Origin of the sequence: Methylobacterium sp. J-067, from assembly GCF_022829465.1 — a bacterium.
GTDB lineage: Bacteria > Pseudomonadota > Alphaproteobacteria > Rhizobiales > Beijerinckiaceae > Methylobacterium > Methylobacterium litchii.
This window is the reverse complement of record NZ_JAKSXZ010000058.1, coordinates 73,388-96,086: the sequence shown is the minus strand read 5'-3', so window position 1 is coordinate 96,086 and position 22,699 is coordinate 73,388. Positions and strand designations below refer to the sequence as shown.

At 72.7% G+C, this 22,699-nt stretch carries 18 protein-coding genes; 10 read left to right on the top strand and 8 right to left on the bottom strand.

Annotation, left to right across the window (positions count from 1 at the left end; genetic code table 11):
* Positions 1 to 102 precede the first annotated feature (102 nt).
* Positions 103 to 1,950 carry a cation:proton antiporter gene (locus MKK52_RS05940; protein WP_243952897.1) on the top strand — a complete coding sequence of 616 codons (1,848 nt, stop codon included), beginning with the start codon at positions 103 to 105 and terminating at the stop codon, positions 1,948 to 1,950.
* Positions 1,951 to 1,960: 10 nt separating this feature from the next.
* Here MKK52_RS05940 and MKK52_RS05935 read toward each other — a convergent pair whose 3' ends face one another.
* Positions 1,961 to 2,374: a hypothetical protein gene (locus MKK52_RS05935; RefSeq protein WP_243952896.1), complete on the bottom strand. Its 414-nt coding sequence runs from the start codon at positions 2,372 to 2,374 to the stop codon at positions 1,961 to 1,963.
* A 348-nt stretch (positions 2,375 to 2,722) separates the two neighbouring features.
* On the opposite strand from MKK52_RS05935, the gene MKK52_RS05930 reads away from it, so the two are divergent.
* Positions 2,723 to 3,898 carry a vWA domain-containing protein gene (locus MKK52_RS05930; RefSeq protein ID WP_243952895.1) on the top strand — a complete coding sequence of 392 codons (1,176 nt, stop codon included), beginning with the start codon at positions 2,723 to 2,725 and terminating at the stop codon, positions 3,896 to 3,898.
* 9 nt (positions 3,899 to 3,907) lie between these two features.
* Here the strand turns inward: MKK52_RS05930 and MKK52_RS05925 are convergent, their stop codons facing one another.
* Together MKK52_RS05925 and MKK52_RS05920 are read right to left on the bottom strand one after the other, a co-directional pair.
* The gene (locus tag MKK52_RS05925) at positions 3,908 to 4,228 is read right to left on the bottom strand and encodes a 2Fe-2S iron-sulfur cluster-binding protein (protein ID WP_243952894.1); all 321 of its coding nucleotides are present in this window, start codon (positions 4,226 to 4,228) and stop codon (positions 3,908 to 3,910) included.
* Between the two features lie 138 nt (positions 4,229 to 4,366).
* Positions 4,367 to 4,687: an Hpt domain-containing protein gene (locus MKK52_RS05920; protein ID WP_243952893.1), complete on the bottom strand. Its 321-nt coding sequence runs from the start codon at positions 4,685 to 4,687 to the stop codon at positions 4,367 to 4,369.
* Positions 4,688 to 4,932: 245 nt separating this feature from the next.
* Between MKK52_RS05920 and MKK52_RS05915 the strand changes: the two genes are divergently transcribed.
* A complete protein-coding gene (locus MKK52_RS05915; RefSeq protein ID WP_243952892.1) occupies positions 4,933 to 11,931 on the top strand; it encodes a hypothetical protein in 6,999 nt (2,332 codons plus the stop codon).
* 38 nt (positions 11,932 to 11,969) lie between these two features.
* Here the strand turns inward: MKK52_RS05915 and MKK52_RS05910 are convergent, their stop codons facing one another.
* Positions 11,970 to 12,383, bottom strand: a complete 414-nt coding sequence (locus MKK52_RS05910) for a DUF1489 family protein (RefSeq protein WP_243952891.1) — start codon at positions 12,381 to 12,383, stop codon at positions 11,970 to 11,972.
* Positions 12,384 to 12,436: 53 nt separating this feature from the next.
* Positions 12,437 to 13,426, bottom strand: coding sequence for a hypothetical protein (locus tag MKK52_RS05905; RefSeq protein ID WP_243952890.1), 990 nt, complete (start codon positions 13,424 to 13,426; stop codon positions 12,437 to 12,439).
* Positions 13,427 to 13,558: 132 nt separating this feature from the next.
* Here MKK52_RS05905 and MKK52_RS05900 point away from each other — a divergent pair, with 132 nt between their 5' ends.
* The 5 genes from MKK52_RS05900 to MKK52_RS05880 all read left to right on the top strand — a co-directional run bounded on the left by MKK52_RS05900 (position 13,559) and on the right by MKK52_RS05880 (position 18,622).
* Positions 13,559 to 14,716 carry an MFS transporter gene (locus MKK52_RS05900; RefSeq protein WP_243952889.1) on the top strand — a complete coding sequence of 386 codons (1,158 nt, stop codon included), beginning with the start codon at positions 13,559 to 13,561 and terminating at the stop codon, positions 14,714 to 14,716.
* 145 nt (positions 14,717 to 14,861) lie between these two features.
* On the top strand, positions 14,862 to 16,001 hold the full coding sequence (locus tag MKK52_RS05895; RefSeq protein ID WP_243952992.1) for an MlaE family ABC transporter permease: 1,140 nt from the start codon (positions 14,862 to 14,864) through the stop codon (positions 15,999 to 16,001).
* Between the two features lie 34 nt (positions 16,002 to 16,035).
* Positions 16,036 to 16,830, top strand: a complete 795-nt coding sequence (locus tag MKK52_RS05890; protein WP_243952991.1) for an ABC transporter ATP-binding protein — start codon at positions 16,036 to 16,038, stop codon at positions 16,828 to 16,830.
* A 4-nt stretch (positions 16,831 to 16,834) separates the two neighbouring features.
* The gene (locus MKK52_RS05885; protein ID WP_243952888.1) at positions 16,835 to 17,917 is read left to right on the top strand and encodes an MlaD family protein; all 1,083 of its coding nucleotides are present in this window, start codon (positions 16,835 to 16,837) and stop codon (positions 17,915 to 17,917) included.
* A gap of 123 nt (positions 17,918 to 18,040) precedes the next feature.
* Entirely contained in the window at positions 18,041 to 18,622 is a 582-nt protein-coding gene (locus tag MKK52_RS05880; protein ID WP_243952887.1) for an ABC-type transport auxiliary lipoprotein family protein, read from the top strand.
* A gap of 55 nt (positions 18,623 to 18,677) precedes the next feature.
* On the opposite strand, the gene MKK52_RS05875 is transcribed toward MKK52_RS05880, so the two are convergent.
* The 3 genes from MKK52_RS05875 to thiE form a co-directional block, all read right to left on the bottom strand.
* Complete coding sequence (locus MKK52_RS05875) at positions 18,678 to 19,319, bottom strand: helix-turn-helix domain-containing protein (protein WP_243952886.1); 642 nt, start codon at positions 19,317 to 19,319, stop codon at positions 18,678 to 18,680.
* 101 nt (positions 19,320 to 19,420) lie between these two features.
* Entirely contained in the window at positions 19,421 to 20,227 is an 807-nt protein-coding gene (thiD, locus tag MKK52_RS05870) for a bifunctional hydroxymethylpyrimidine kinase/phosphomethylpyrimidine kinase (RefSeq protein ID WP_243952885.1), read from the bottom strand.
* Entirely contained in the window at positions 20,224 to 20,925 is a 702-nt protein-coding gene (gene thiE / locus MKK52_RS05865) for a thiamine phosphate synthase (protein ID WP_243952884.1), read from the bottom strand. The genes thiD and thiE overlap by 4 nt, the downstream gene beginning before the upstream one ends.
* Before the next feature lie 221 nt (positions 20,926 to 21,146).
* Here thiE and MKK52_RS05860 point away from each other — a divergent pair, with 221 nt between their 5' ends.
* Both MKK52_RS05860 and MKK52_RS05855 read left to right on the top strand, forming a co-directional pair.
* Positions 21,147 to 21,647 carry an ABC transporter substrate-binding protein gene (locus MKK52_RS05860; protein ID WP_243952883.1) on the top strand — a complete coding sequence of 167 codons (501 nt, stop codon included), beginning with the start codon at positions 21,147 to 21,149 and terminating at the stop codon, positions 21,645 to 21,647.
* A complete protein-coding gene (locus tag MKK52_RS05855; protein WP_313898728.1) occupies positions 21,648 to 22,637 on the top strand; it encodes an ABC transporter substrate-binding protein in 990 nt (329 codons plus the stop codon).
* The last annotated feature ends 62 nt before the right edge of the window (positions 22,638 to 22,699 follow it).

The window sequence follows — 22,699 nt, the reverse complement described above, 5'->3', positions numbered from 1 at the left end:
CGGGTACGATTCAACCGGTATGACGGTTGCCGTATCGCGCCCGTGCCCTCATGATCGCGGCTCAGCCGATCCCAAGATAGCGCGAGGTTAGAGCCGCCGCCGATGCCAGATGTCCATGCCGGCTCCTACAAGGAAGCGATCCTGTTCCTCGTGACGGCGGGGATCGTGGTCCCGCTCTTCCACCGGCTGCGAATCTCCCCGGTGCTCGGCTTCATCGGGGCGGGGGCCCTGCTCGGCCCGTTCGGACTGGGGCGCCTCGCCAACCAATGGCCGGCCGTCCACCTCTTCACCATCGGCAACCGCACGGAGATCTCGCACCTCGCCGAGTTCGGCGTGATCTTCCTGATGTTCATGATCGGCATCGAATTGTCGTGGGAGCGGCTGCGGACCCTGCGGCGCCTCGTCTTCGGCCTCGGCTCCCTGCAGGTCGGGTGTTCGACCCTGATCCTCGGCGTCATCCTCTACGGGCTCGACGTGCCCTTGACCGGCGCGGTGATCGTCGGGATCGGCCTCGCCCTCTCCTCGACGGCGGTGGTGCTGCCGGTGCTCGCCGAGCAAAGGCGGCTTAACACGCCGACCGGGCGCGCGAGCTTCGCCGTGCTGCTGTTCCAGGACCTCGCGGTGGCCCCGGCCCTGTTCGCCATCGCCGTGCTCGGCCAGGATACCGGGGGCGACAAGGGCCTCGCCCTGGCGCTGGCCCTCGGGCAGGCAGCGGTGGCGCTGGTGCTGATCGTGGTGGCGGGGCGCCTCGCCCTGCGCCCGCTGTTCCAGCTCGTGGCGCGCACCCGCTCCACCGAACTCTTCATGGCGGCCTGCCTCCTCGTGATCGTCGGCACGGCGCTGACGGCGGCGGCGAGCGGCCTCTCGATGACGCTCGGCGCCTTCGTCGCCGGGCTGCTCCTGGCCGAGACCGAGTATCGCCGGGCGATCGAGGCGACGATCGACCCGTTCAAGGGTCTCCTGCTCGGGGTGTTCTTCGTCTCGGTGGGAATGAACCTCGATCCGGCGCAGCTCATGGCCTCGCCCGGCGCGATCCTCGGCCTGTCGCTGGCCCTCGTCCTCATCAAGGCGGGCGTGGTGGTGATGGCCGGGCCGGTGCTCGGCCTGTCGCGGGCGGTGGCCCTGGAGGCCGCGCTCCTCCTCGGGCCGGGGGGCGAGTTCGCCTTCGTGCTCATCGGCGGCGCCATGGTCACCGGGCTCGTGCCGGAGGAGGTCGGGGCCGCCGCGCTGATCGTCACCACGGTGACGATGATCCTCATCCCGGCGCTGGCCTCCCTCGGCCGCCGGATCGGTCGGCACGCGGCCACCACCGCCCGGGGGACGGTCACGGCCGAGCCCCTGCCGGAGAAGGTCGAGAACCGGGTCATCATCGCGGGCTACGGCCGGGTCGGGCGGCAGGTGGGCGAGATGCTCGCCCGCCACCGCATCCCCTATCTCGCCCTCGATTCCGATGCGGCCCGCGTCGCCGAGCAGCGCCGCACGGGGGCGCCGGTCTATTTCGGCGATTCCGGCAACGTCGAGATCCTGCGCCGCAGCGGCATCGACACCGCCCGCGCCCTGGTCGTGACCCTCGACACGCCGCGCTCCGTCGAGGAGGCGGTGATGGCGGCGCGCAGCGAGCGGCCGGACCTCACCATCGTCGCCCGCGCCCGCGACGCGCGACACGCCACCGCGCTCTACGAACTCGGCGTGGACGATGCCGTGCCGGAGACGATCGAGGCCTCGCTGCAATTGTCGGAGGCCGTGCTGGTGGATGTCGGGGTGCCGATGGGCCTCGTGATCGCCTCGATCCACGAGCGGCGGGACGAGTACCGGACGCTGCTCAAGAAGCGCGAGAACGACGCGAAGCCGGTGTTCCGCGCCCGGCGGACCGTGGGGAAGGCCCCGCGATCCGAGCCGGAGAAGGCCCCCGCGCCGGCTCAACCGCAGGCGAGGGTCGGGAGCGCCTGAGGCGCCCCGGTCAGGGCGGCGGAGGGGCCGCCTCCTCGCGGGGGGCGGCGCTCCGGCGGGGCGCCCGCGCTCGGGCGACGGGCTCGTAGCCCTCCGCGAAGCTGCAGCGGTAGGTGATCTCATCCGGGGCGCCGAGCCCCGTCACCAGGGGCACGGTGACGGTGTCCCCCTGGAAGCGCCAGCCGCGCGCGCCCTTGTCCCAGTAGAGCCAGACGGTGCCCGGAAAGCCGCGCAGGCTGAACACCGCCGCCTTCTTCGACAGCGCCTGCACCGCCCGTGGCGCGTACATCCCCCGGTCCCGGTAGGCCGCCCGCGTCGCCTCAGGCTGCCGGTCCATGAAGGTGTTGCGCACCACTTGAATCGTCGCACCCGGCTTCGCGAGAAACCGCTTGAACTCGGGTAAACTACGCAGGATGACCGCCACGGCAGGTCTCCTCGACACCGGCTCTCGCCCGCAGGATCGCGGACGCGCCACCGTTCGGGATGAGTTGGGGTGATTCCCGTGACGGTTTAAGTGACTGCGCGAGTCTCGCGAGGCAGGATATCAACAGGATTCGGGACTTATACCCAGATTCAGGCCTTATGAGCCGAGTCCAGCGCCGCGAAGCCCCCGCCGAAGTCTTCCGCAGCGCCGCATTCCACTTAACGCCAAGCCGTCAAGACTCTGGCGCGATTCGCTCCGATTCGGCGATTGCGGCGCGGCGCGTCGTGCGGCACCGCGGGATCGACGGTCGCACTTGACCCCGGCGCGGGGCTCGCGCGTTGTCGCTCCATGCTGCTCCAGTTCTTCACGGCCCTGCGCGACGCGAAGGTGCCCGTCACCCTCAAGGAGTACCTCGTCCTGCTGGGCGCGCTCGAACGCGACCTGCCGGACAAGAGCGTCGAGGAATTCTATTTCCTGTCGCGCACCGCGCTCGTGAAGGACGAGGCCCATCTCGACCGGTTCGACCGGGTGTTCGGCACCGTGTTCAAGGGGCTGGAGACCGTCGGCGAGGCGGTGGAGGCGGTGCCGATTCCCGAGGAATGGCTGCGCAAGCTCGCGGAGAAGTACCTCACCGACGAGGAGAAGGCGCAGCTCCAGGCGCTGGGCTGGGACAAGCTGTTCGAGACCCTGAAGCAGCGGCTCGCCGAGCAGAAGGGCCGCCACCAGGGCGGCTCGAAATGGATCGGCACGGGAGGCACCTCCCCGTTCGGCGCCTACGGCTACAACCCGGAGGGGATCCGCATCGGGCAGGACGGCAACCGCAACTTCCGGGCGGTGAAGGTGTGGGACCGCCGCGAGTTCCGCGATTTCGACGACGACGCCGAGATCGGCGCCCGCACCATGCGCCTCGCCCTGCGGCGCCTGCGCCGCTTCGCCCGCACCGGGGCGGCGGACGAGCTCGACCTCGACGGCACGATCCGGGAGAGCGCCCGCCAGGGCTATATCGACGTGCGGATGCGGCCGGAGCGGCGCAACGCGGTGAAGGTGCTGCTCTTCCTCGATGTCGGCGGCTCGATGGACTGGCACGTGGAGCAGGCGCAGGCGCTGTTCTCCGCCGCCCGGTCGGAGTTCAAGCACCTCGTCCACTTCTACTTCCACAATTGCGTCTACGAGGGCGTCTGGACGGAGAACGCGCGGCGCCACGACGGGCGCACGCCGCTCACCGAGGTGATCCGCACCTACGGCAGCGACTACCGCGTCGTCTTCGTGGGGGACGCCTCCATGAGCCCCTACGAGATCGCCGCGCCGGGGGGCTCGGTGGAGCACTGGAACGAGGAGGCCGGCGCCGTGTGGCTCGGGCGGCTCCTCGACCATTTCCACAAGGCGGCGTGGCTCAACCCCGTGCCGGAGACCCATTGGGCCTACACGCCATCGATCGGGATGGTGCAGCGCCTGATGGCGGGGCGGATGTTCCCGATGACCCTCGACGGGCTCGATGCCGCCGCCCGCGCGCTGGTGCGCTGAGGGGCGGCCTCAGCCCTGCTGGGCGGGGGTCGCGACCTTCAGGCCGTCGAGGTCCGGCGTGATCTTGATCTGGCAGGACAGCCGGGAATTCTCGCGCACGTCGGTGGCGAAATCGAGCATGTCCTGCTCCATGTCCTGGGCCTTGCCCACGACGGCGATCCAGGCATCGTCGACATAGACGTGGCAGGTGGCGCAGGCGCAGGCGCCGCCGCATTCCGCGTCGATGCCGGGCACGTTGTTGCGCAGAGCCGTCTCCATCACGGTGGCGCCGACGCTGCCCTCGACGGTGCGTTCCGTCCCGGCGTGATCGACGTAGGTGATCTTGGGCATGCTCACAGGCTCCTCGTGCGCGCCGAGCCGCGTGGGGGCGGCTCGGCGGACGGCGGTGTCTGCTTGGCGGCTCGCCGACCGGAAAGCAAGCGGATCGAGGCCCCGGACGGCGACGCCGAGGGGCGACCTTTCGAAGCCTCAGGCTCCCTCGATCTCGGCCACGGCGTCCCGGATCGCCGCCGCCAGGACGGTCACGCTCTCCCCGGCCCCGGCCGTCCCTGCGCGGAGCGCCTGCTCCGCCTCCCCGGCGAGGCGCTGCACGCGGGCCGCGCCGAGCCCGGCCGCCGCGCCCCGCAGGGTGTGCGCGATATCGGCCCGGTGGATGGCCGGACGGGCCGGGTCGGTGAGCGCGGGAAGCAGGCGGCGGCACTCGCCCGCGAACAGGGCCAGCACCTCGCGGGCGAGGTCGGCATCCCCGCCGGTCTGGGCATCCAGGGCCGCGCGGTCGATTTCTGCCATCGGAGACCCCGCAATCCACATGGTATCGGCCGGGTGCCCCCACCCATCGCCTCGCGATTCCGCTCCGTCCCTGGCACGATGGCGTCGCCCCTCGGGCCGGTCGCGGTAACCATTCGGTTAATGTTACCTGGGGGCGGTCTCCCCCGCTCCTATCGAAGCAGGGTGCCGGACTTTAGGCTCGGGTGGTAAACGGGAAGTTGCGTCTTCGGCATGCAAGTGCCGGACCCGTGCGTGCGAGGCGTTTCATGGCGACGGACAAGAAGCTGAAGGACCCGGCCGAGGCCGCTCTCTCAGCCATTGAGCAGGCACTGAGCCTGGACGCCCTGATGCGCGACGGCGGCGCCCGTTCGGAGCCCCGGCTCCCGGATGTCGGCGACACCGAACCGCTGCTCGAGGGCGGGCGCGACGCCTCCGGCCGCCTGCCTCCGCCCCGCCTCGACATCGAGCGCCCGCCGGGCGGCCCGATGCCGCTGACACAGGATCCGCCCCTCGCCTCGGACCTGCCCTCCCCCGATCTCGACCGGCCCCGCCGGGAGGGTGGCCTGCTGCCGCCCGACCGCTCCCTGGTGGCCAACGACGACCGGCGCAACATCGGCATCCTGCAGCAGACCCTGCGGGTGCGCCCCTCGCGCAAGCCCTACATCGTCGCCTCGCTCGCCGGCCTCGCCTGGGTCGGGGCGCTCGGCGGCATCGTCTGGTCGCAATCGGGCGGCGACCTCGCCGGCTTCGTCGCCGGCCTGCCGCCGCTCCAGGCCATGGGCGCCGTCTCGGCGCTGCTCGGGCCGGTGATCCTGTTCGTCGTCGCGGCGATGCTCGCCATGCGCGCCCAGGAGATGCGCCTCGTCGCCCGCGCCGTGGGCGAGGTCGCGGTGCGCCTCGCGGAGCCGGAGGGCTTCTCGACGGACGCCGTGCTGACCATGTCGCAGACCGTCCGCCGCGAGGTCGCGGCGGTGGGCGACGGCGTCGAGCGCGCCCTGGCCCGGGCGGGCGAACTCGAAACTTTGGTACGCGGCGAGATCGCCACCCTGGAGCGCGCCTATTCCGACAACGAGATCCGCATCCGCTCCCTGGTCGATGAACTGGTCGCGCAGCGCGAGGCCATCGTCACCAATGCCGAGCGGGTGCGCGGCGCCATCGCCGGCTCGCACACCAACCTCACCCAGGAACTCGACGGGGCGGCCCAGCGGATCGTCTCGGCCCTCGACGGGGCCGGCGAGCGCGTGACAGGCGCCCTCGACCAGCGGGGCCTCGCCATCACCGCCTCGCTGGGCGAGGTGGGCGAGCGCGTCACCGGCCTGATGAGCGAGCGCGGCGACACGCTGATCGAGCGCCTGTCGCAGACGGGCTCCGGCGTGCGCGAGAGCCTGGAAGGCGTCGGCGCCGACCTCGTCCGCACCTTCGAGGAGCGCACATCCGCCCTCACCGGCTCGTTCGAGGCGACGGGGCAGGCCCTCACCGGGCGGCTCGCCGAGAGCGCGGGCCAGGTCGCGGTATCCCTGGCGGAGACCGGGGCCGGTGTCGGCGCGGCCATCGCGCGGCAGGGCGAGGCGGTGCGGGAGAGCTTCGAGCGCTCCGCGTCGAGCCTGGAGAGCGCCTTCCTGAACCGGGGCACCGAACTCACCGAGCGCTTCGCCGCCACGGGCGCCGAGATCACCGGCCGCTTCTCCGAGGTCGGCGCGGCCTTCACGCAGGACCTGTCGGGCCGGGGCACGGCCCTGCGCACCGAGATCGAGACGGCCGGCCGCGACATCGTCGGCGCCATCGCGCAGAGCGGCCGGACGGCGCAGGACACCCTCGCCCAGGCGGCGGACGGCGCGGCGGCGACGCTGGCCGCCCGCGCCGACGCCGTGCGCGACGACATCGTCGCGGCCGCCGACCGGATCGGGGATGCCGTCAGCGGACGCGGCGGCGAACTCGCCGAGCGGATGGAGGGCATCGTCACCCGCCTGCACGAGACCATCGCCGTCGAGGGGGCGGGCCTGGAGAGCCGCCTCGACGCAGCGGCCGAGCGGGCCAGCGGCCTCGTCGCCGGGCGGGCGCGGGAAGCCGCCGAGGGCCTGGAAGCGGCCTTCACGACCCTCGGCCGGGGCTTCGAGACCGGCGCGGGCGATGCCGTGCGCAGCCTGCGCACCAGCGTCGAGCACCTCTCGGGCGAGATCGACGGCCGCGCCAGCGAGGCGGCGGAGATCATCCGCGCGGCCGCCGCCAATGCGGGCGAGGCGGCGCAGACCCGCGTCGCCGAGGCCGCGACGCGCCTCACCGAGAGCCTGGGCCTGCTGCGCACCGCCTCGGCCGAGGTGACGGGGGCCATCGAGGCGGAATCCGCCATCCTGCTCACCCGCTTCCGCGAAGCCGCCGAGCGGGCGACCGAGGAGCTGGGCGCGCGGGGCGGCGCCGCCGTCACGGAACTGCGGGTCGCCCTCGAAGGGCTCGACCGGGAGCTCGCCGCCCGCACCAGCGCCACGACCGGCGCCCTGGAGCGCGCCGCCGCGCAGGTCGCGTCCGACCTGTCGAACCGCCTCGGGGAGATCGAGGCCACCTTCGGCGCCCATGGCCGTGACGTGGCCGACCTGCTCTCCACCCACGCGGAGGAGACCCACGCCCGCATCGCCGGCACCGGCCGCGACATCGTGCTCGCCGTGGCCAGCCAGGGCGCGCGCATCGCCGACAGCCTCGGCCGCAGCGGCGACACCTTCGCCGAGACCGCCGACGGGCGGGTCAAGGTCATCGAGGAGGTGCTGGGCAGCCGCCTCGCCGCCCTGCAGGAGACCATCGCCCGGGGCGACATCCTCGCCGACCGGATCGGCCGCGACACCGCCGCCCTCGGCGAGACCGTGGGCCACCAGCTGGACGAGGTCACGCGCCTCCTCTCCGACCGGGGCCAGGCCGTGGCCGAGACCATCGCGGGCCAGGCCCGCGAGGCCGGCAGCCTGATCGAGACCCATCTCGGCTCCCTGGAGGAGCGCTCCGCCCGGCACACGGCCGAGGTCGCCAAGCGCACCGCCGAGGTAGCCGAGGCCATGGCCACCCTGGTCGGCCAGCTCGACGGGCAGATTGGCACCAGCGCCGCCGCCCTCACCGAGACCCTGACCGCGCGCACCGCCGCCCTCACAGAGGCGCTGGCCACCCGCGCCGCCGCCCTGGACGAGACCTTCGCCACCCGCGCCTCGACGCTGGACGAGTCCCTCGGCGCCCGCACCGCCGCCCTGGACGAGGCCCTGTCGGCCCGCACGGGCGAGATGGCCCGGATCGTCGAGGAAGGCGGTCGCGGCCTCGTGGAATCCGTGGATTCCCACCTCGCCGCCGCCGCCCGCGACTTCGAGACCCGCTCCGTCGATTTCGGGGCCGAGGTCGAGCGCCGCACCGGCGAGATCGCCCGCGCCCTCGATACCGGCGCCGAGCGGTTCGACGGCACGGTCCTGCGCCGCCTGGAGGAGATTGGCGCGACGCTGGAAGAGCGCGCCCGCCTCGTGGACGAGAGCTTCGGCTCGCAGGCCTTCGAGGCGATCCGCCTGATCGAGGCGCGCACCCGCGCCGTCGATGCGGAGCTGACCCAGCGCACCCGCGACCTCGTGGAGGCGATCGAGACCCGCACGGGCGGGCTCGATGCGGCCATGGCCGAGCGCATCGCCGCCCTGACCGGCGCCGTCGAGGAGCGCACCCGCGCCCTCGACACCTCCCTCGCCGCCCGCGCGGAGGAGATCGCGGCCCTCGTGGACGAGCGCGCCACCGCCGCCGACACCGCCCTGTCGGCCCGCACCGACGAAGTGCGCGCCGCCTTCGCCGAACGCTCCGACCTGCTCGGGCGCCTCATCGACGAGCGCACCGAGGCGATGTCCAAGGAGCTGGACGAGAAGGGCCGGGCGGTGTTCGGCGTCATCGGCAACCGCATCACCGAGCTCGCCCGCCTGTTCGACAGCGGCAGCACCTCGCTCGCCGAACTCATCGACAACCGGGGCGAGGGCGTCCTCGCCAAGCTGCAGCAGACCATCGCCGACGCCGAGCGGATGCTCGAGGAGGGCGAGGGCCGCCTCGGCCACACGCTGGCGAGCCGCACGGGCGACATCAGCGGCCTGCTGGACGAGGGCGTGCGCACCGTGCACGGCCTGCTCGACGACCGCACCAACCAGATCCGCACCATGCTGGACGGGCATGCCCGCACCCTGGTCGAGACCCTGGACGGGCGCACGGGCCCCCTCAGCGAGGCCCTGGACGGCCGTGGCCGCGAACTCGTCACGGCGCTGGAAGGCGCGCTGACGGGCGCCGCCGGGGCGCTGGAGAGCCGCACCGAGGCCCTGGGCAACCTGTTCGACGCCCGCCTCGGGCGCCTGGAGGATCTGGTCGAGGGCCGGGGCAACCGCCTCGCCGAGACCCTGGACGCCCGCGCCGAGGGCCTTCGCAACCTGTTCGAGGAGGCCCAGTCCACCCTCGACGCGGCGGTCGAAGGCGGCAGCGGTCGCTTCGCCGCCTCCGTGGACGAGCGCCTGCAGACCCTGCGCAGCCTGCTCGAGGAGGCCCCCGCCGCCGTGGCGGCCCTGGTCGAGACCCGCGAGCGCCAGCTCGCTGCGACCCTCGACAGCCGTACCCAGCGCCTGCGCGCCCTGTTCGAGGAGGCCCAGGACGGCCTGCGCGACCTCGTGGAGACCCGTGGCGGCGACATCGCCCAGGCGATCGCCACCCAGACCGACGAGATCCGCAGCGTCCTCAACACGGCGCCCGCCGGCATGGCCGACCTGTTCGACGCCCGCCTCGCGGCCCTGCGGACCACCTTCGACGAGGCTCGCACGGCCATCGACGGGCTCCTCGACAGCCGCAGCCGCGGCCTGATCGAGGCCGCCGACGACCGGGTCGGCGCCCTCACCGAGGTGTTCGAGACCCGTCTGCGCGACCTCGACGGGGTCGTGGAAGGCCGCACGCAGGACCTCACCCGCGAGGTCGACGCCCGCGCGGATGCCTTCACCCAGCGGATCGACAGCCGCATCCAGCGCTTCGCGCATCTCGTCGGCCAGCGCGCCGACGCCCTCGCCACGGCCTTCGACGAGCGGCACGACGCCTTCGCCGGCCTCATGGACGAGCGCACCGCCGGCCTGGGCGCCGCCCTGGACGCACGGGCGCAGGCCCATGCGGAACAGGTCGAGGCCCACACGGCGGCCCTGGCCGCGACGCTCGCCGCCCGCGAGGCGGCGCTGGCCGCCCTCATCGACCAGCGCGCCGAAGCGATGGGCATGGGCTTCGAGCGGCGGGCCAACGCCCTCGGCTCCCTGGTGGACGCCCGTGGCGAAGCCCTCGCCCGCCGCCTCGCCGAGAGTGCCGAGACCCTGGTCCGGGCCATCGAGGAGCGGGGCGGCGCCCTGCTCGACAGCCTCAACGCCAGCGGCGACAGCGTCGGCTCCGAACTCGAAGGCCACGTCTCGCGGTTCCGCGCGGCGGTGGACGGCCCGATGCGCGACCTCGCCGACGCCCTGTCCGACCGGGCCGGGACCATCGAGCGCGTGCTGGAGGAGACCGGCCTGCCGCTGGCCGAGACCCTGCGCACCAGCACCGAACGCCTCGCGATCCAGACCCGCGCCTCGGCCGACATCCTCCGCGCGGCGGTGGACGAGGGCGCGGCCCGGACGCTCGCCGACCTCGCGGAGACCAACGACCGGCTCACCCGCGAGCTGGGCGGCGTGATCGTCCGCGTCGAGAGCGCCAACGCGGCCCTGACCGGCCTCGTGGCGGGGGCGGATTCGAACCTCGGCGCCATCGAGCGCAACCTCTCCGGCCGGCTCTCGCAGATCCGCACCGAACTGGAGCGGGTCGCCGCCGAGACCAACCGGGCCGGGGCCGACGTCTCGACCCAGGTCGCGGCGCTGCGCGAGGCCTCGGAAGGGGCCCTGCGCGAGGCGAACGACCTCGCCCGCAACCTCGACGGGGCGGCGACCTCCCTCGACGCGGTCGAGACCCGTCTCTCCTCCGCCCTCACCGAGCGGGAGCGGGCGCTCGCCACCGCCATGGCCGAGTTCGAGGCCCGGGCCGAGACCCTGGAATCGCGCGGTTCGGCCTTCGCCGGCCAGATCGACAAGGTCCTGCGCGAGGCCGAGAACCGGGCGCGCGCGCTCACCGACGCCCTCGCCCGCTCCGCCGAGAGCGCGGGCGAGCAGGTGACGGGGGCCTTCGCCGGCCTGAAGGACGATGCCGGGGCGGAGGCCGAGAAGGCCGCCGCCGGGGTGCGCGAAGCCCTCGACGCCGCCTCCCGCGAGATGCGGGAGGGCCTGGAGGAGGCGCAGAGCCGGTTCGGGGAATCGGTGACGAACCTGCGCGAGATGGCCTCGTCCATCCGCAGCGAGCTCGAATCCACCCGCGCCGACCTCGCCCGCGGCGTCCTCGAACTGCCCCGCGAGACCCAGGACGCGGCCGGCGAGATGCGCCGGGTCGTGGCCGACCAGATCAAGGCCCTCAACGAGCTGTCGGCCCTGGTCGCCCGCACCGGCCGCTCGGTGGACGTCGCGCAGCCCATCGCCCAGACGCAGCGTCGCGTCGCGGAGGGGGGAAGCCGCTCCCTCGCGGCGCCCGCCTCGTCTCCGGCGGCCTCGGCCGCGCCGGCGCCCAGCGCCTCGGCGCCGACCCCGGCCCCCGCCCCGGTGCAGGCGCCCGCCCCGGCGCCCCGCCCGGCCCCGGTGCGCAGCGAGACCCGTCCGGTCACGCCGCGTCCGGTCAACCCGGCCCCCGCCACGGGGGCGGGCGCCAACAAGAAGGGCTGGCTCTCCGACCTCCTCACCCGCGCCTCGCTGGATGACGACGAGGAGAACCCGGCCGCGACCGCTCCGGCCACCCCGGCCCGGACGGCACCGGCTCCGACCCCGGCGCCGGCCGCCTCCCCTGCCCCGCGCAATGGGAAGCCCGCCGCCGAGACCGGCCGGATCGCCCTCGACACGATCTCCACCGACATCGCGCGGATGATCGAGCACCGCACCGCCGTCGACCTGTGGGAGCGGTACCGCCGGGGCGAGCCGAACCTGTTCACGCCGCGCATCTACACGGCGCAGGGACAGACGACCTTCACCGAGATCCAGCGGCGCTACCGCTCGGATCAGGAGTTCCGGCGCAGCGTGGACCGCTACGTGAGCGAGTTCGAACGCCTGCTCGGCGACGTGGTGAAGAACGACCCCGACGCCAAGCGGACCGACGCCTACCTCACTTCCGAGACGGGCAAGGTCTACACGATGCTGGCCCATGCCAGCGGGCGCTTCGAGGGGGCCTGAGCGAGACGGGATCGCGCGCCTTCACGGGGGGCGCGGTCCTAGAGGAGGCCGAGGGCGGCGAGTTCCCGGCGGAGCTTTTCCGGCATCTCGGCGACGTCGCCGCCGAGCCCCGCGCCGAGATCGGCCGGGGCGTCCCCCGGCGCGAGGTATCGCCAGCCCTGGAACGGGCGGCAGGGCCGGGGCACCACCGGCACCAGGGGCGGCGCGAGCACGATGCGGCAGCGGGGAATCCCGTCCTCGCCGGTCAGGGGCTCGAGGGCGACGATCGCTTGGCGGCAGCACAGGCTGCCCCGGATCACCCAGTAGATCGAGCCCTTGCCCGCAATCTCCCGATGCCGCTTGGGCAGGGTGCGCGTGACGTGGACCGGCTGGGCCGGCTGGCTCGCCTGTCGCGCGGCGAGATCGGCCATGGAGGCCGGGCCCACGCTGAGCTTGATGAGGTGCAGGGCCAAGGAACGATGGGGGCTGACGCGGTCGGGCGCCCCCTATATCGGCTCGGACGGCCTCAAGCGAAGAGGGCGAGGCGCTTCTCGGCCGGCTCGGCATCGAGCCCGTCGAGGCTCATCGCCTCCGGCTCGGCGAGGGAGAATTCGAACAGGGCGTCGGCGGGCTCCTCTTCCGTCCAGTGCGGCGGCGAAAGCTCCGACCTGGGCTCCGGCGCGGGCTCGGACTTAAGCTCCGGCTCCGGCTTGGGTTCGGACTTGGGCTCCGCCCTGAGTTCCGGCGGCGTCGAGACCGGGACGAACACGATGTCCTCGTGCAGGGCCGGGCTGCCCGGCTGGGCGACGATGGCCGCCGCCGTCATGGCCGGCACCGACATGGCGATGTAGCGGTCCACGTCGATCTGGCAGAGATCCTCGTCGATGGGCAGGGCGCCCTCGGTCGCGCCCGGAGCAGGCGGGACCCGCGCGATCTCGTCGCCCCAGATCGCGATCATTGAGGCGATCCGGTCCTCCAGGTAGCGGAGGGTGTAGATGATCCGCGCGGTGCGCTGCGCGGTGAGGTCCTGGAAGGAGCAGGCCGTGTAGATCGCGGTCGCGTGGCGGTCGAGGGCCTCGCAGGTCTCCGGCTCGACGTTGCGCTCGCGCAGGGTCCAGGCCGCCTCCTGCACCGCCTCGGCGGCGCCGAGGATGTCGGAGGTCGCCTGCTCGGTGGCCCGCACGATGGCGTCGAGGGCCTGCGAGGCCGAGGTGAGGCGGGTCTGGTCGCCGTCCGGAACGCTGATCGCCGAGATCTCGGCCTTGGTCCGGCTGATCGCCTCGGCCATCTCCGCGAGGCCGCCACGCAGGCTGCCCACCGCATCGACGGGACGCTCGGCGGTGACGCTGCGCTCCAGCCGCTCGATGGCGGTCAGCACCGTCGCCATCTCCTCGGCGCGGGCCCGGCGGGCATGCTCGGCGAGGAAGTGCTGGCCGCGCTCGCTGGCGCCGATCGTCGCCTCGATCGCCGCGTATTCCGCAGCATCGATCGCGTGGGCGCTGGGCAGACCGGACATCGACGGCGCTTCCGACAGGGGCGTCCGGCGGAGCGAAGACCCCGCGCCCGGCGCGTCCCGAACCCCTCAAGATTGACAGAAGCGGTTTAACGGGCGCTTACGACACCCTCCGTCCCACAGCCCCTTTCCCCCGTGCCCGCTTCCTCCGGCGCGCTGCGCCTGTCGCTGCTCTACGCCGTCGTCTTCACCGAGATCGGCATCGCCATGCCGTTCCTGCCCGTCTGGCTCGCCACGCTCGGGCTCGATGCCGGGGTGATCGGCCTGCTGCTGGCGCTGCCCATCGCCACGCGGATCGTCGCCACGGCGCCGCTGATGGGGCTGATCGACCGGGGGCTCGGGGCGCGGCGGCTGATCGTGGCGGGCAGCTTCGGCGTCGCGGCGACTTACGCCGCCATGGCCCCGGCCTCCGGGTTCGGCTGGCCCGCGCTCGCGGTGCTGACCGTGCTGAACGCGGTCGCCGCCGCGCCTCTCGTGCCCTCCATCGACTATCTGACGCTCGCCGCCGCCCGGCGGGATCCCCGCCTCGCCTATTCGCGGATCCGCATGGCGGGCTCGATCGCGTTCCTCCTCGCCAACCTCGCGGGCGGGGCGCTGCTCGCGGCGCTCGGCGGGCGGCTCGCCGTGCCGATCCTGCTCACCGGCCTCGCCCTGATCGCCGGCTTCACCGCGCTCCTCGACCGCACCCCGGCCCTTGCCCCCCGCCGCGCGGCCGGGGGCAAGGGCCCGCCCCTGCCTCGGCGGCTGTGGCTGTGCATCGGCGCCGCCGCCGCGATCCAGGCGGGGCACGCGGCGATCTACGGCTTCGGCAGCATCCACTGGACCGCGCACGGCCTCTCCGCGACACAGGTCGGCGCCCTGTGGGCGACGGGGGTGCTCGCCGAGATCGTCCTGTTCGCGGCGGCCCCTCGCCTGCCCGCCTCCTGGCGTGGGCCGGTGCCGCTCCTCGTCCTCGGCGGGGCGGCGGGCATCCTGCGGGCGGTGGGGCTCTATCTGGTCGGGGACCGGATGGAGACGCTGGTGCCGCTGCAGGTCCTGCACGGCCTCACCTTCGGCGCGACGCAGCTCGGGGCGATGGAGGCGGTCTCGTCCCTGTCGCCCGAGGGCGCGCGGGGCCGGGCGCAGGGTACCCTCTCGGCGGTGAACGCGGGAATCGCCGTCACGGCGACGCTGGCGAGCGGGCTCATCTACCGCGAGGCGGGGCCGCTGGTCTTCCTCGCCATGGCGCCGCTCTCGGCCTGCGGCGTCATTCTGGCGCTGGCCGCTGCACAAGAGAGAAAGCGTCAACCGTAATCTCGTCATAACCGTGGCGCAGCATGGCGTCTCGCGATGGCGTGTCCTCCCGCACGGACGGGGCGGGGCAAGCCTGGCCTTACGATCCGCTCCCGGCGCGGGAGCGGCAACGATCGTGCGACGCGCGCCGGTGAAGGAGTACCCCCTGTTGCTGACCGAAGGGCTCGCGCCCGGCACCGCATCGCTGACGGAGGCGGCTGATGGGCGGTTGCGGCTCGGCGGTCGCTGGACCGCCGACCAGGCGCCGGCCGTGGAGGCCGCGGCCGCCCGGATCGCGGCGGGCGGACCCGCGCGCCTCGCGGTCGACCTCGGGGAGATCGAGCGGCTCGACACCCTCGGCGCCTGGGTGCTGGAACGGACCCGCGCGGAGGTCGAGGCGTCGGGGGGCACCCTCGCCTATCTCGGCACGCGGCCCGAGCACCAGACGCTCCTCGGAGAGGTGGTGATAAGGGGTGAGCCGCCGGCCCCCGCCCCGCGCCTGCGCTTCCCCCTGTCGCTCCTCGACGGGACCGGCCGGCAGGTCGTGCGGGGGAGCAAGGAATTCGGCACCGGCATCGCCTTCCTCGGCGAGGTCGTGGCGGCCTGCGCCCGCGTCGCCCTGCGCCCGCGCAGCTTCCGGGGCACCGCCCTGGTCAACCAAGTCCAGCAGATGGCGCTGAACGGCGCGCCGATCATCGTGCTGATCTCGTTCCTCGTCGGCGGCATCGTCGCGCAGCAGGGCATCTTCCAGCTCCAGCGGTTCGGGGCGCAGACCTTCGTCGTCAACCTGATCGGCCTGCTGATCCTGCGCGAACTCGGGGTGCTGCTCACCGCGATCATGGTGGCGGGCCGCTCCGGCTCGGCCATCACCGCCGAGATCGGCTCGATGCGGATGCGCGAGGAGGTCGACGCCCTGCGCGTCATGGGCCTCGACGCCACCGAGATCCTCATCGTCCCGCGCGTCCTGGCGCTGATGATCAGCCTGCCGATGCTGACCCTGCTCGGCGACCTCGCGGCGCTCGCCGGCGGCGGCCTCACGGCGATGCTCTACGGCGGGCTGACCCTCGATCAGTTCCTCGCCCGGCTGCAGGCGGCGGTGGGCGTGCACCACGTCGTCGTCGGCCTCGTCAAGGCGCCGTTCATGGCGCTCACCATCGGGCTCATCGCCACCATCGAGGGCTTCGCCGTCGAGGGCTCGGCCGAGTCCCTCGGGCGCCGCGTCACCGCCTCGGTGGTGAAGTCTATCTTCATGGTCATCGTCCTCGATGGCCTGTTCGCGGTGTTCTTCGCCGCCATCGACTTTTGAGTTCCGCCCGGTGAGCGACAGCCCCATCATCCGCGTGCGCGACCTCGTGGTCGGCTTCCGCGACAAGACCATCCTGAAGGGCCTCAACCTGGACATCCGCCGGGGGGAGATCCTGGGCTTCGTCGGCCCGTCCGGGCAGGGCAAGTCCGTGCTCACCCGCACGATCCTCGGCCTCGTGCCGAAGCGCTCGGGCACGATCGAGGTGTTCGGCCAGGACGTGGACGGCCTCACCTATGCCGAGCGGCGGCGGATGGAGACCCGCTGGGGCGTGCTGTTCCAGCAGGGCGCCCTGTTCTCCGCCCTCACCGTGAAGCAGAACATCCAGGTGCCGATGCGCGAGCACCTGAAGCTCTCCGGCCGGCTCCTCGACGAGTTCGCCCGGCTCAAGATCGAGATGGTCGGCCTCAAGCCCGACGCCGCCGACAAGCTCCCCTCCGAACTCTCGGGCGGCATGATCAAGCGCGCCGCGCTGGCGCGCTCCCTGGCGCTGGACCCGGAGATCCTGTTCCTCGACGAGCCGACCTCGGGCCTCGACCCGATTGGCGCGGGCGAGTTCGACGACCTCGTCTCCACCCTCAAGGAGACGCTGGGCCTGACCGTGTTCATGGTCACGCACGACCTCGACAGCCTCTACACCGCCTGCGACCGCATCGCGGCGCTGGGCGACGGCCAGATCATCGCCGCCGGTACGGTGGAGGAGATGCTGGAAAACCCCCATCCCTGGTTGCGCTCGTATTTCCACGGCAAGCGCGCCCGCGCCGTCGCGGGCGGGCCCTCGGCCGTGCGCGCGCCGCACCAGGACCCCCTCGTCGCAGCGACCGGAGGCTGACCTCATGGAAACCCGCGCGAACTACGCCCTCATCGGGGCCTTCACCCTCGCCGTCATCCTGGCGGGCTTCGGCTTCACCCTGTGGATCGCGGGCGGCTCGTCCCGGCAGGTGAGCGAGCAGGTCCGCATCGTCTTCTCCGGCTCGGTCGGCGGCCTGTCGCGCGGATCGAGCGTGACCTTCAACGGCATCAAGGTCGGCGAGGTGACGGACATCCACCTCGCCCCGCAGGACCCGCGCCGGGTGCTCGCCATGGTCAAGGTCGAGCCCTCGACGCCGCTCAAGTCCGACACCCGCGCCCGCCTCGATTCGGCGATGCTGACCGGCGTCTCGGTGATCGCGCTGACCGGCGGCGACGCCGACGCGCCGCCCCTGAAGCCCGGCGCCAACGGCGAGCCGGCGACGATCTTCGCCCAGACCTCCGACATGCAGGACATGATGGCGCTGGCCCGGCAGGTGGCGCAGCGGGCGGACGACATGCTCGCGCACCTCGACCGGCTGGTCGCGGGCAACGAGGGCGCGATCTCCCGCTCCCTCGCCAACGTCGAGACCTTCTCGAAGACCCTGGCCGACGCGGCGCCGGCCATGTCGTCCCTGGTAAAGGCGGTGGACGGCAACCGCGTCGTCCGGGTGATCGACAACGCCGACAAGTTCTCCACGGCGCTGGCCAATTCCGCCCCCGACATCCAGGCGGGCCTCCACGACGCCCGCTCGCTCGCGGCCAAGCTTGACGCCTCGGCCGACCGGATCGACGCGGTGCTGAAGGGCGCGGAGGGCTTCCTCGGCTCGGCCGCCGGCAAGGAGGGGACGAGCACCTTCGTGGAGATCCGCGAGGCGGCGATCTCGGTGCGCGACGCGGGCCGGGCCTTCCGCACCATGTCGGAGAACCTCGACAAGCGCACCGCCAGCATCTCCACGAGCTTCGGCCGCCTCTCGGGGACCAGCCGCCGGGAGGTCGAGGCCCTGTCCGGCGACGGGCAGCGCACCCTTGGCACCCTCAACCGCACCGTACGCAGCCTGGAGAAGGACCCTTCGCAGGTCATATTCGGCGGCAAGCCGTCGTTGCCCGAATACAACGGTGGTCGTTGACTTAGGCCCCAAGGCCACGTTTGTGCTGAGCCGCACCGCAGCCTTTCCCGTACGGCATAGTTTCGGTTGAATGGCTTTGGTGACCTGCCGGCTCTCGTCGGCAGGCTCGATTAGGTTGTGTGCATGATCCGTTCGGTCCTTCCGACCGCGACCCTGCTGGTGGCCGCCCTGCTCGGCGGCTGCGCCGGCGGCGCGGCGCCCCTCACCTTCGACCTCGCCGCCCTCCCGGCGGGCGGGCGGCCCGTGGCGTCGGGGCGGGCGATCGTGGTGTCGGAACCCGTGGGGATTCAGCCCTTCGAGGCGGACCGGATCATCGTGCGCGAGGGCGGCGGCTCCCTGTCCTTCCTCGGCGGCGGCCAGTGGGCCGACCGCCTGCCGCGCCTGATCCAGACGCGGATCATTCAGAGCCTGGAGAATGCCGGCCGCCTTCGCTCGGTGAGCCGTCCGGGCGACAAGGTCACGGCCGATTACCAGCTCATCAGCGAGATCCGCGCCTTCGACATCCAGACCGCCACGGGTGAGGCAGTGGTGGACCTGTCGCTCAAGCTGGTGGCGGACGGCACGGGCCGCGTCGCGGCGGCGCGGATCTTCACGGCGCGCGTACCGGTGGGCTCGGTCGATGCGGGCTCCGGTGCCCGCGCCCTCGATCAGGCGCTGGTCATGGTCCTGGCCGACATCGTGAGCTGGGTGAACACCGGGCGGTAAGTCACGGATCCCAAAGGGCGGCGCCCTTTGGCGGGGTGCCGGGGCGGCGCCCCGGCTATTCCATCACGGCGGCCTTCATGATCACCACCATGGTGGCCCGCCCCGGCCCCTCCGCGCAGCGCACGAGGTGCGGCCGGTCGCAGCGGTAGCGCAGGGTCTCGCCGGGCCGCGCCCGCTGGAGGGCACCGCCGACCTCAACCTCGAACACGCCTTCCGTCACCGACAGCGATTCCACCGAGCCGCGCTGGTGCGGGTCGGAATCGAGGACGCCGCCGGGATCGGCGCTGACCTCGTACCATTGCAGCCATTCGACCGTCTTGATCCAGCCGACGATGGCGAGCCGCACCTTGCCGTCCTCGGAGAGGAGGATCGGCGTGTCGGCGCGGGAGGTCTTCTCGATGAAGGGCTCCTCGTCGCCCGCCGCGAGCACCCGCTCGATGGACACGTCGAGCGCCTGGGACAGGCGCCAGATGGTGGCGAGCGTCGGGTTGGTCTCGTTGCGCTCGATCTGGCTGATGATCGACTTGGCGACGCCGGATTGCTCGGCGAGGTCCGACAGGGACAGGTTGTAGGCCTTGCGCAGGCGCTGGATCGTCTTGCCGAGCTGCCCCGACAGGACCTGTGCTCCGGTCAGCAGATCGCGCGTCCTGCCGGCCTTCTCCGGGCGGTCTGCTTGCCGTTCCACCTGATCCCGCATGGTCCTTCGATCCGCCCGGCCGTTCCGTTCATCGAACGATCGTACGCTTCTTCAAACGCAAACGGATGACGGGCGCAAGGTTTCGGCGGGGGCGATGCACATCAGCCGCGCTCGCCCCACCAGGCATGGAAGTGGTGGACCGGCCCATGGCCGTTGCCGATGGTGAGCTCGTCGGCGGCCAGGATCGCGGCGGTGAGGTAATCCTTGGCGGCGGCGACGGCCTCCGGCAGGGGCAGGCCCCGGGCGAGGAGCGCGGCGATGGCGGCCGAGAGGGTGCAGCCCGTGCCGTGGGTGTTGCGGGTCTCGACGCGCGGCGCGGCGAGGCGCCGTTCGAGGCCCTCGGCGGTGGCGAGGAAATCCACGCTTTCCGGGCCGGTCCCGTGCCCGCCCTTCACCAGCACCGCCCGCGCCCCGAGGGCGACGAGCCGCTGCGCCAGGACGGCGCCGTCCTCCTCGCTGTCGTCGCCGAGGAGCACGGCGGCCTCGGGGAGGTTCGGCGTCACGAGATCGACCTGCGGCAGCAGGCGCTCGCGCAGCACGGCGACCGCCTCGTCGGCGATCAGCCGGTCGCCGCTGGTGGCGATCATCACCGGATCGAGCACCACCGGAATCCCGGTCGCGTGGCGGGCGAGGCCGTCGGCGACGGCGAGGATGACCTCCGGCCGGGACAGCATCCCGATCTTCACCGCGCCGATGGTCAGGTCGGAGAACACGCTCTCGATCTGCCGGGTAACGAACTCCGCCGGCACCTCGTGGATGGCCTGGACGCCGCGGGTGTTCTGCGCCGTCAAGGCGGTGACGACGCTGGCGCCGTAGACGCCGAGCGCCGAGAAGGTCTTGAGGTCGGCCTGGATGCCGGCGCCGCCGCCGGAATCCGAGCCTGCCAGGGTGACCGCGATGGCCGTCATCGGTGCGCTCCGCGCTCGGCGAGGGCGGCGTCGATCAGCCCGCGCAGGTGGCGGGCATTCTGGCGCACCGGCTCGACGCCGAACAGGGACGAGATGACGGCGACCCCGTCCGCCCCCGCCGCGATCACCTGCGCCGCGTTGTCGGCGTTGATGCCGGCGATGGCCCCGACCGGCAGGCCCGGCCCCCGCGCCAGCCGCGCCCGGAACAGGATGCGCGATAGCCCGTCGAGCCCGACCGGCGGGTCCGGGTTGTCCTTGCTCGTCGTGGCGAAGACCCCGCCGATGCAGGCGTAATCCACCGGGAGCCGGTAGAGCTCGTCCGCCTGGGCGGCCGTCTTTACGGTGAGGCCGATGATCGCCTGCGGCCCCAGCAGCCGCCGCGCGTCGGCCGGATGCAGGTCCGATTGGCCGAGATGAACCCCGTCCGCCCCCGCCGCCAGGGCGAGGTCGACGCGGTCGTTCACGAGGAGCGGCACCTGCCCGCCGATCGCGGCGCGGATCGCCCGCAGGCGCTCCACCGCCGCGCGGGCATCGGCGATGTCCTTCTCGCGGTACTGGAGCAGGGTGCAGCCGCCCGCCACCGCCTCGGCGCCGAGGCGGCCGAGCGCCGCGCCGTCGAAGCTGCTCACGCCGGTATCGAGGAGCCCGTAGAGCCGCAGGTCCACCGCCCGCACCCCGGCCTGTGCCCTGCCCGTCATCCCGCCCGGTTCCATCCCCGCCTCCGCCAGCCCGGCCCCTGCCCCACGCGGGTGCCCTGCGGCCCGACGGTGTTTGGGTGCCCGAAGCCGGCTTGGCAAGCGGCCTGCGCCAACGGATCGGAAAGGTCGATTGCGCGCGACCGATTGCGCTCTATCATAGGTTGCGCACCGCCAATCCGGCGGGCGTCCCGCACGCCATGCGGGCGATGACAGGAGGAAGCATGGACACGCATGCGACCGGGGATCCCGGAGGCGGCGGCGCCCTCGGCCCCCACAACACGGTGACGGTGGTCGATCCGTCGCCGGTGAACTGGCTCGCCATCACCTGGAACACGATGGAGGAGGCCAACCGGGTCGATCACGAGGGGATCGGCCAGCCGAGCCTCGCCGAATCCTGGCGCTGGCTCGATGGGGAGACCCTCGAACTCACGATGCGCGAGGCCATCTACCAGGATGGCGAGCGCTTCGATGCCGGCATGTTCAAGCTCGGCTTCGACAAGGTGCAGGAATGGACCAACCCGCATCCGCCGGGGGCCTTCCTGAACTTCGCCCGCGACGTGACCTGCGAGGCGGTGGACGACCGCACGATCCGCATGCGCTTCCCCGGCGGCGATTCCGCCGCTTTGATGAAGCTGCGGGGCATGCACCTGCCCTCGACGCGGTTCTGGAACGAGTGGGGCTTCATCGACCCGAAGACGGGATCGGCCGAAGGCCATTGGTGAGTGATCGACGCGCCCGGTCCGTGGGGGACTGGCCCGTTCGTGCTCACCGAGGGTGTCTCGCTGATCGATTCCCGCTCCGACAGGGTCGTGATGGAGCCCAACCCGACCTACTGGAACCCGGCCCGCAGGCCGAGCGTCCGCATCGTCTACGACAACGTCATCGGCAAGGCGGAGGGCATCAAGTCGGTGGCGGCCGGTGACGGCCGGGTCGACGTGGTGTTCGACCTGACGCCGGACGAGGCGAAGGCCTTCCCGGCGAGCGACAAGGGGAAGATCCAGACCAAGAAGGCCAAGACGATCCTGACGGGCGTCTTCAACGAGAACCGGCCGGATTCGCCCTGGCGCGACCCGGCGGTGCGAAGGGCGCTCAACCTCGCCATCGACCGGCAGGCGGTGCTCGACCAGGGGGCGCACGGCTACGGCACGGTGATCCCGGCCTTCATCCAGCCCGGCCGCTACGGCGCGGATCCCGGCCTGAAACCGTTCCCGCACGATCCCCAGGCCGCGAAAGCGGTGCTGGAGAAGGCGGGGCTCGGCGGCCGGGCGCTCGTGTTCGTCGCGTCGCCCGCCTGGACGGGCGTGGTCGAGGCGATCGGCCGGAACCTCGCGGAGATCGGCCTCTCGGCGCGGTTCGTCAGCGACCGGGGCGACCTGCCGGAGGATTTCGACGTCAAGCTCGAATGGTACTTCGACTGGACGCCGCAATATCCGGTCGCCTGCGTCCACCGGGAGTTCTTCGGGAAGGACGCGACCCTGCGCCAGGGCCCGGAGGATCCCGCCTTCGACGCCCTCTACGACAAGCTCCTGCACACCGCAGAGCCGGAGGCGCAGGAGGGCGTGGTGCGGGAGGTGGAGCGCTACCTGCAGGACGAGGCCAAGGCCCTGTTCCTGTATTCGCCCTTCACCCTGTTCGCGGTGTCGGACAGGGTGGCGTTCACGCCCTACGACACCTGCATGTCGGAACTGGCCGAGACCCGGATCAAGGGCTGATACGAGGCGGCGCGGAGTGGATCCGCGCCGCCCCTCCCATCCACGACGCGAAGTCCAAAGAA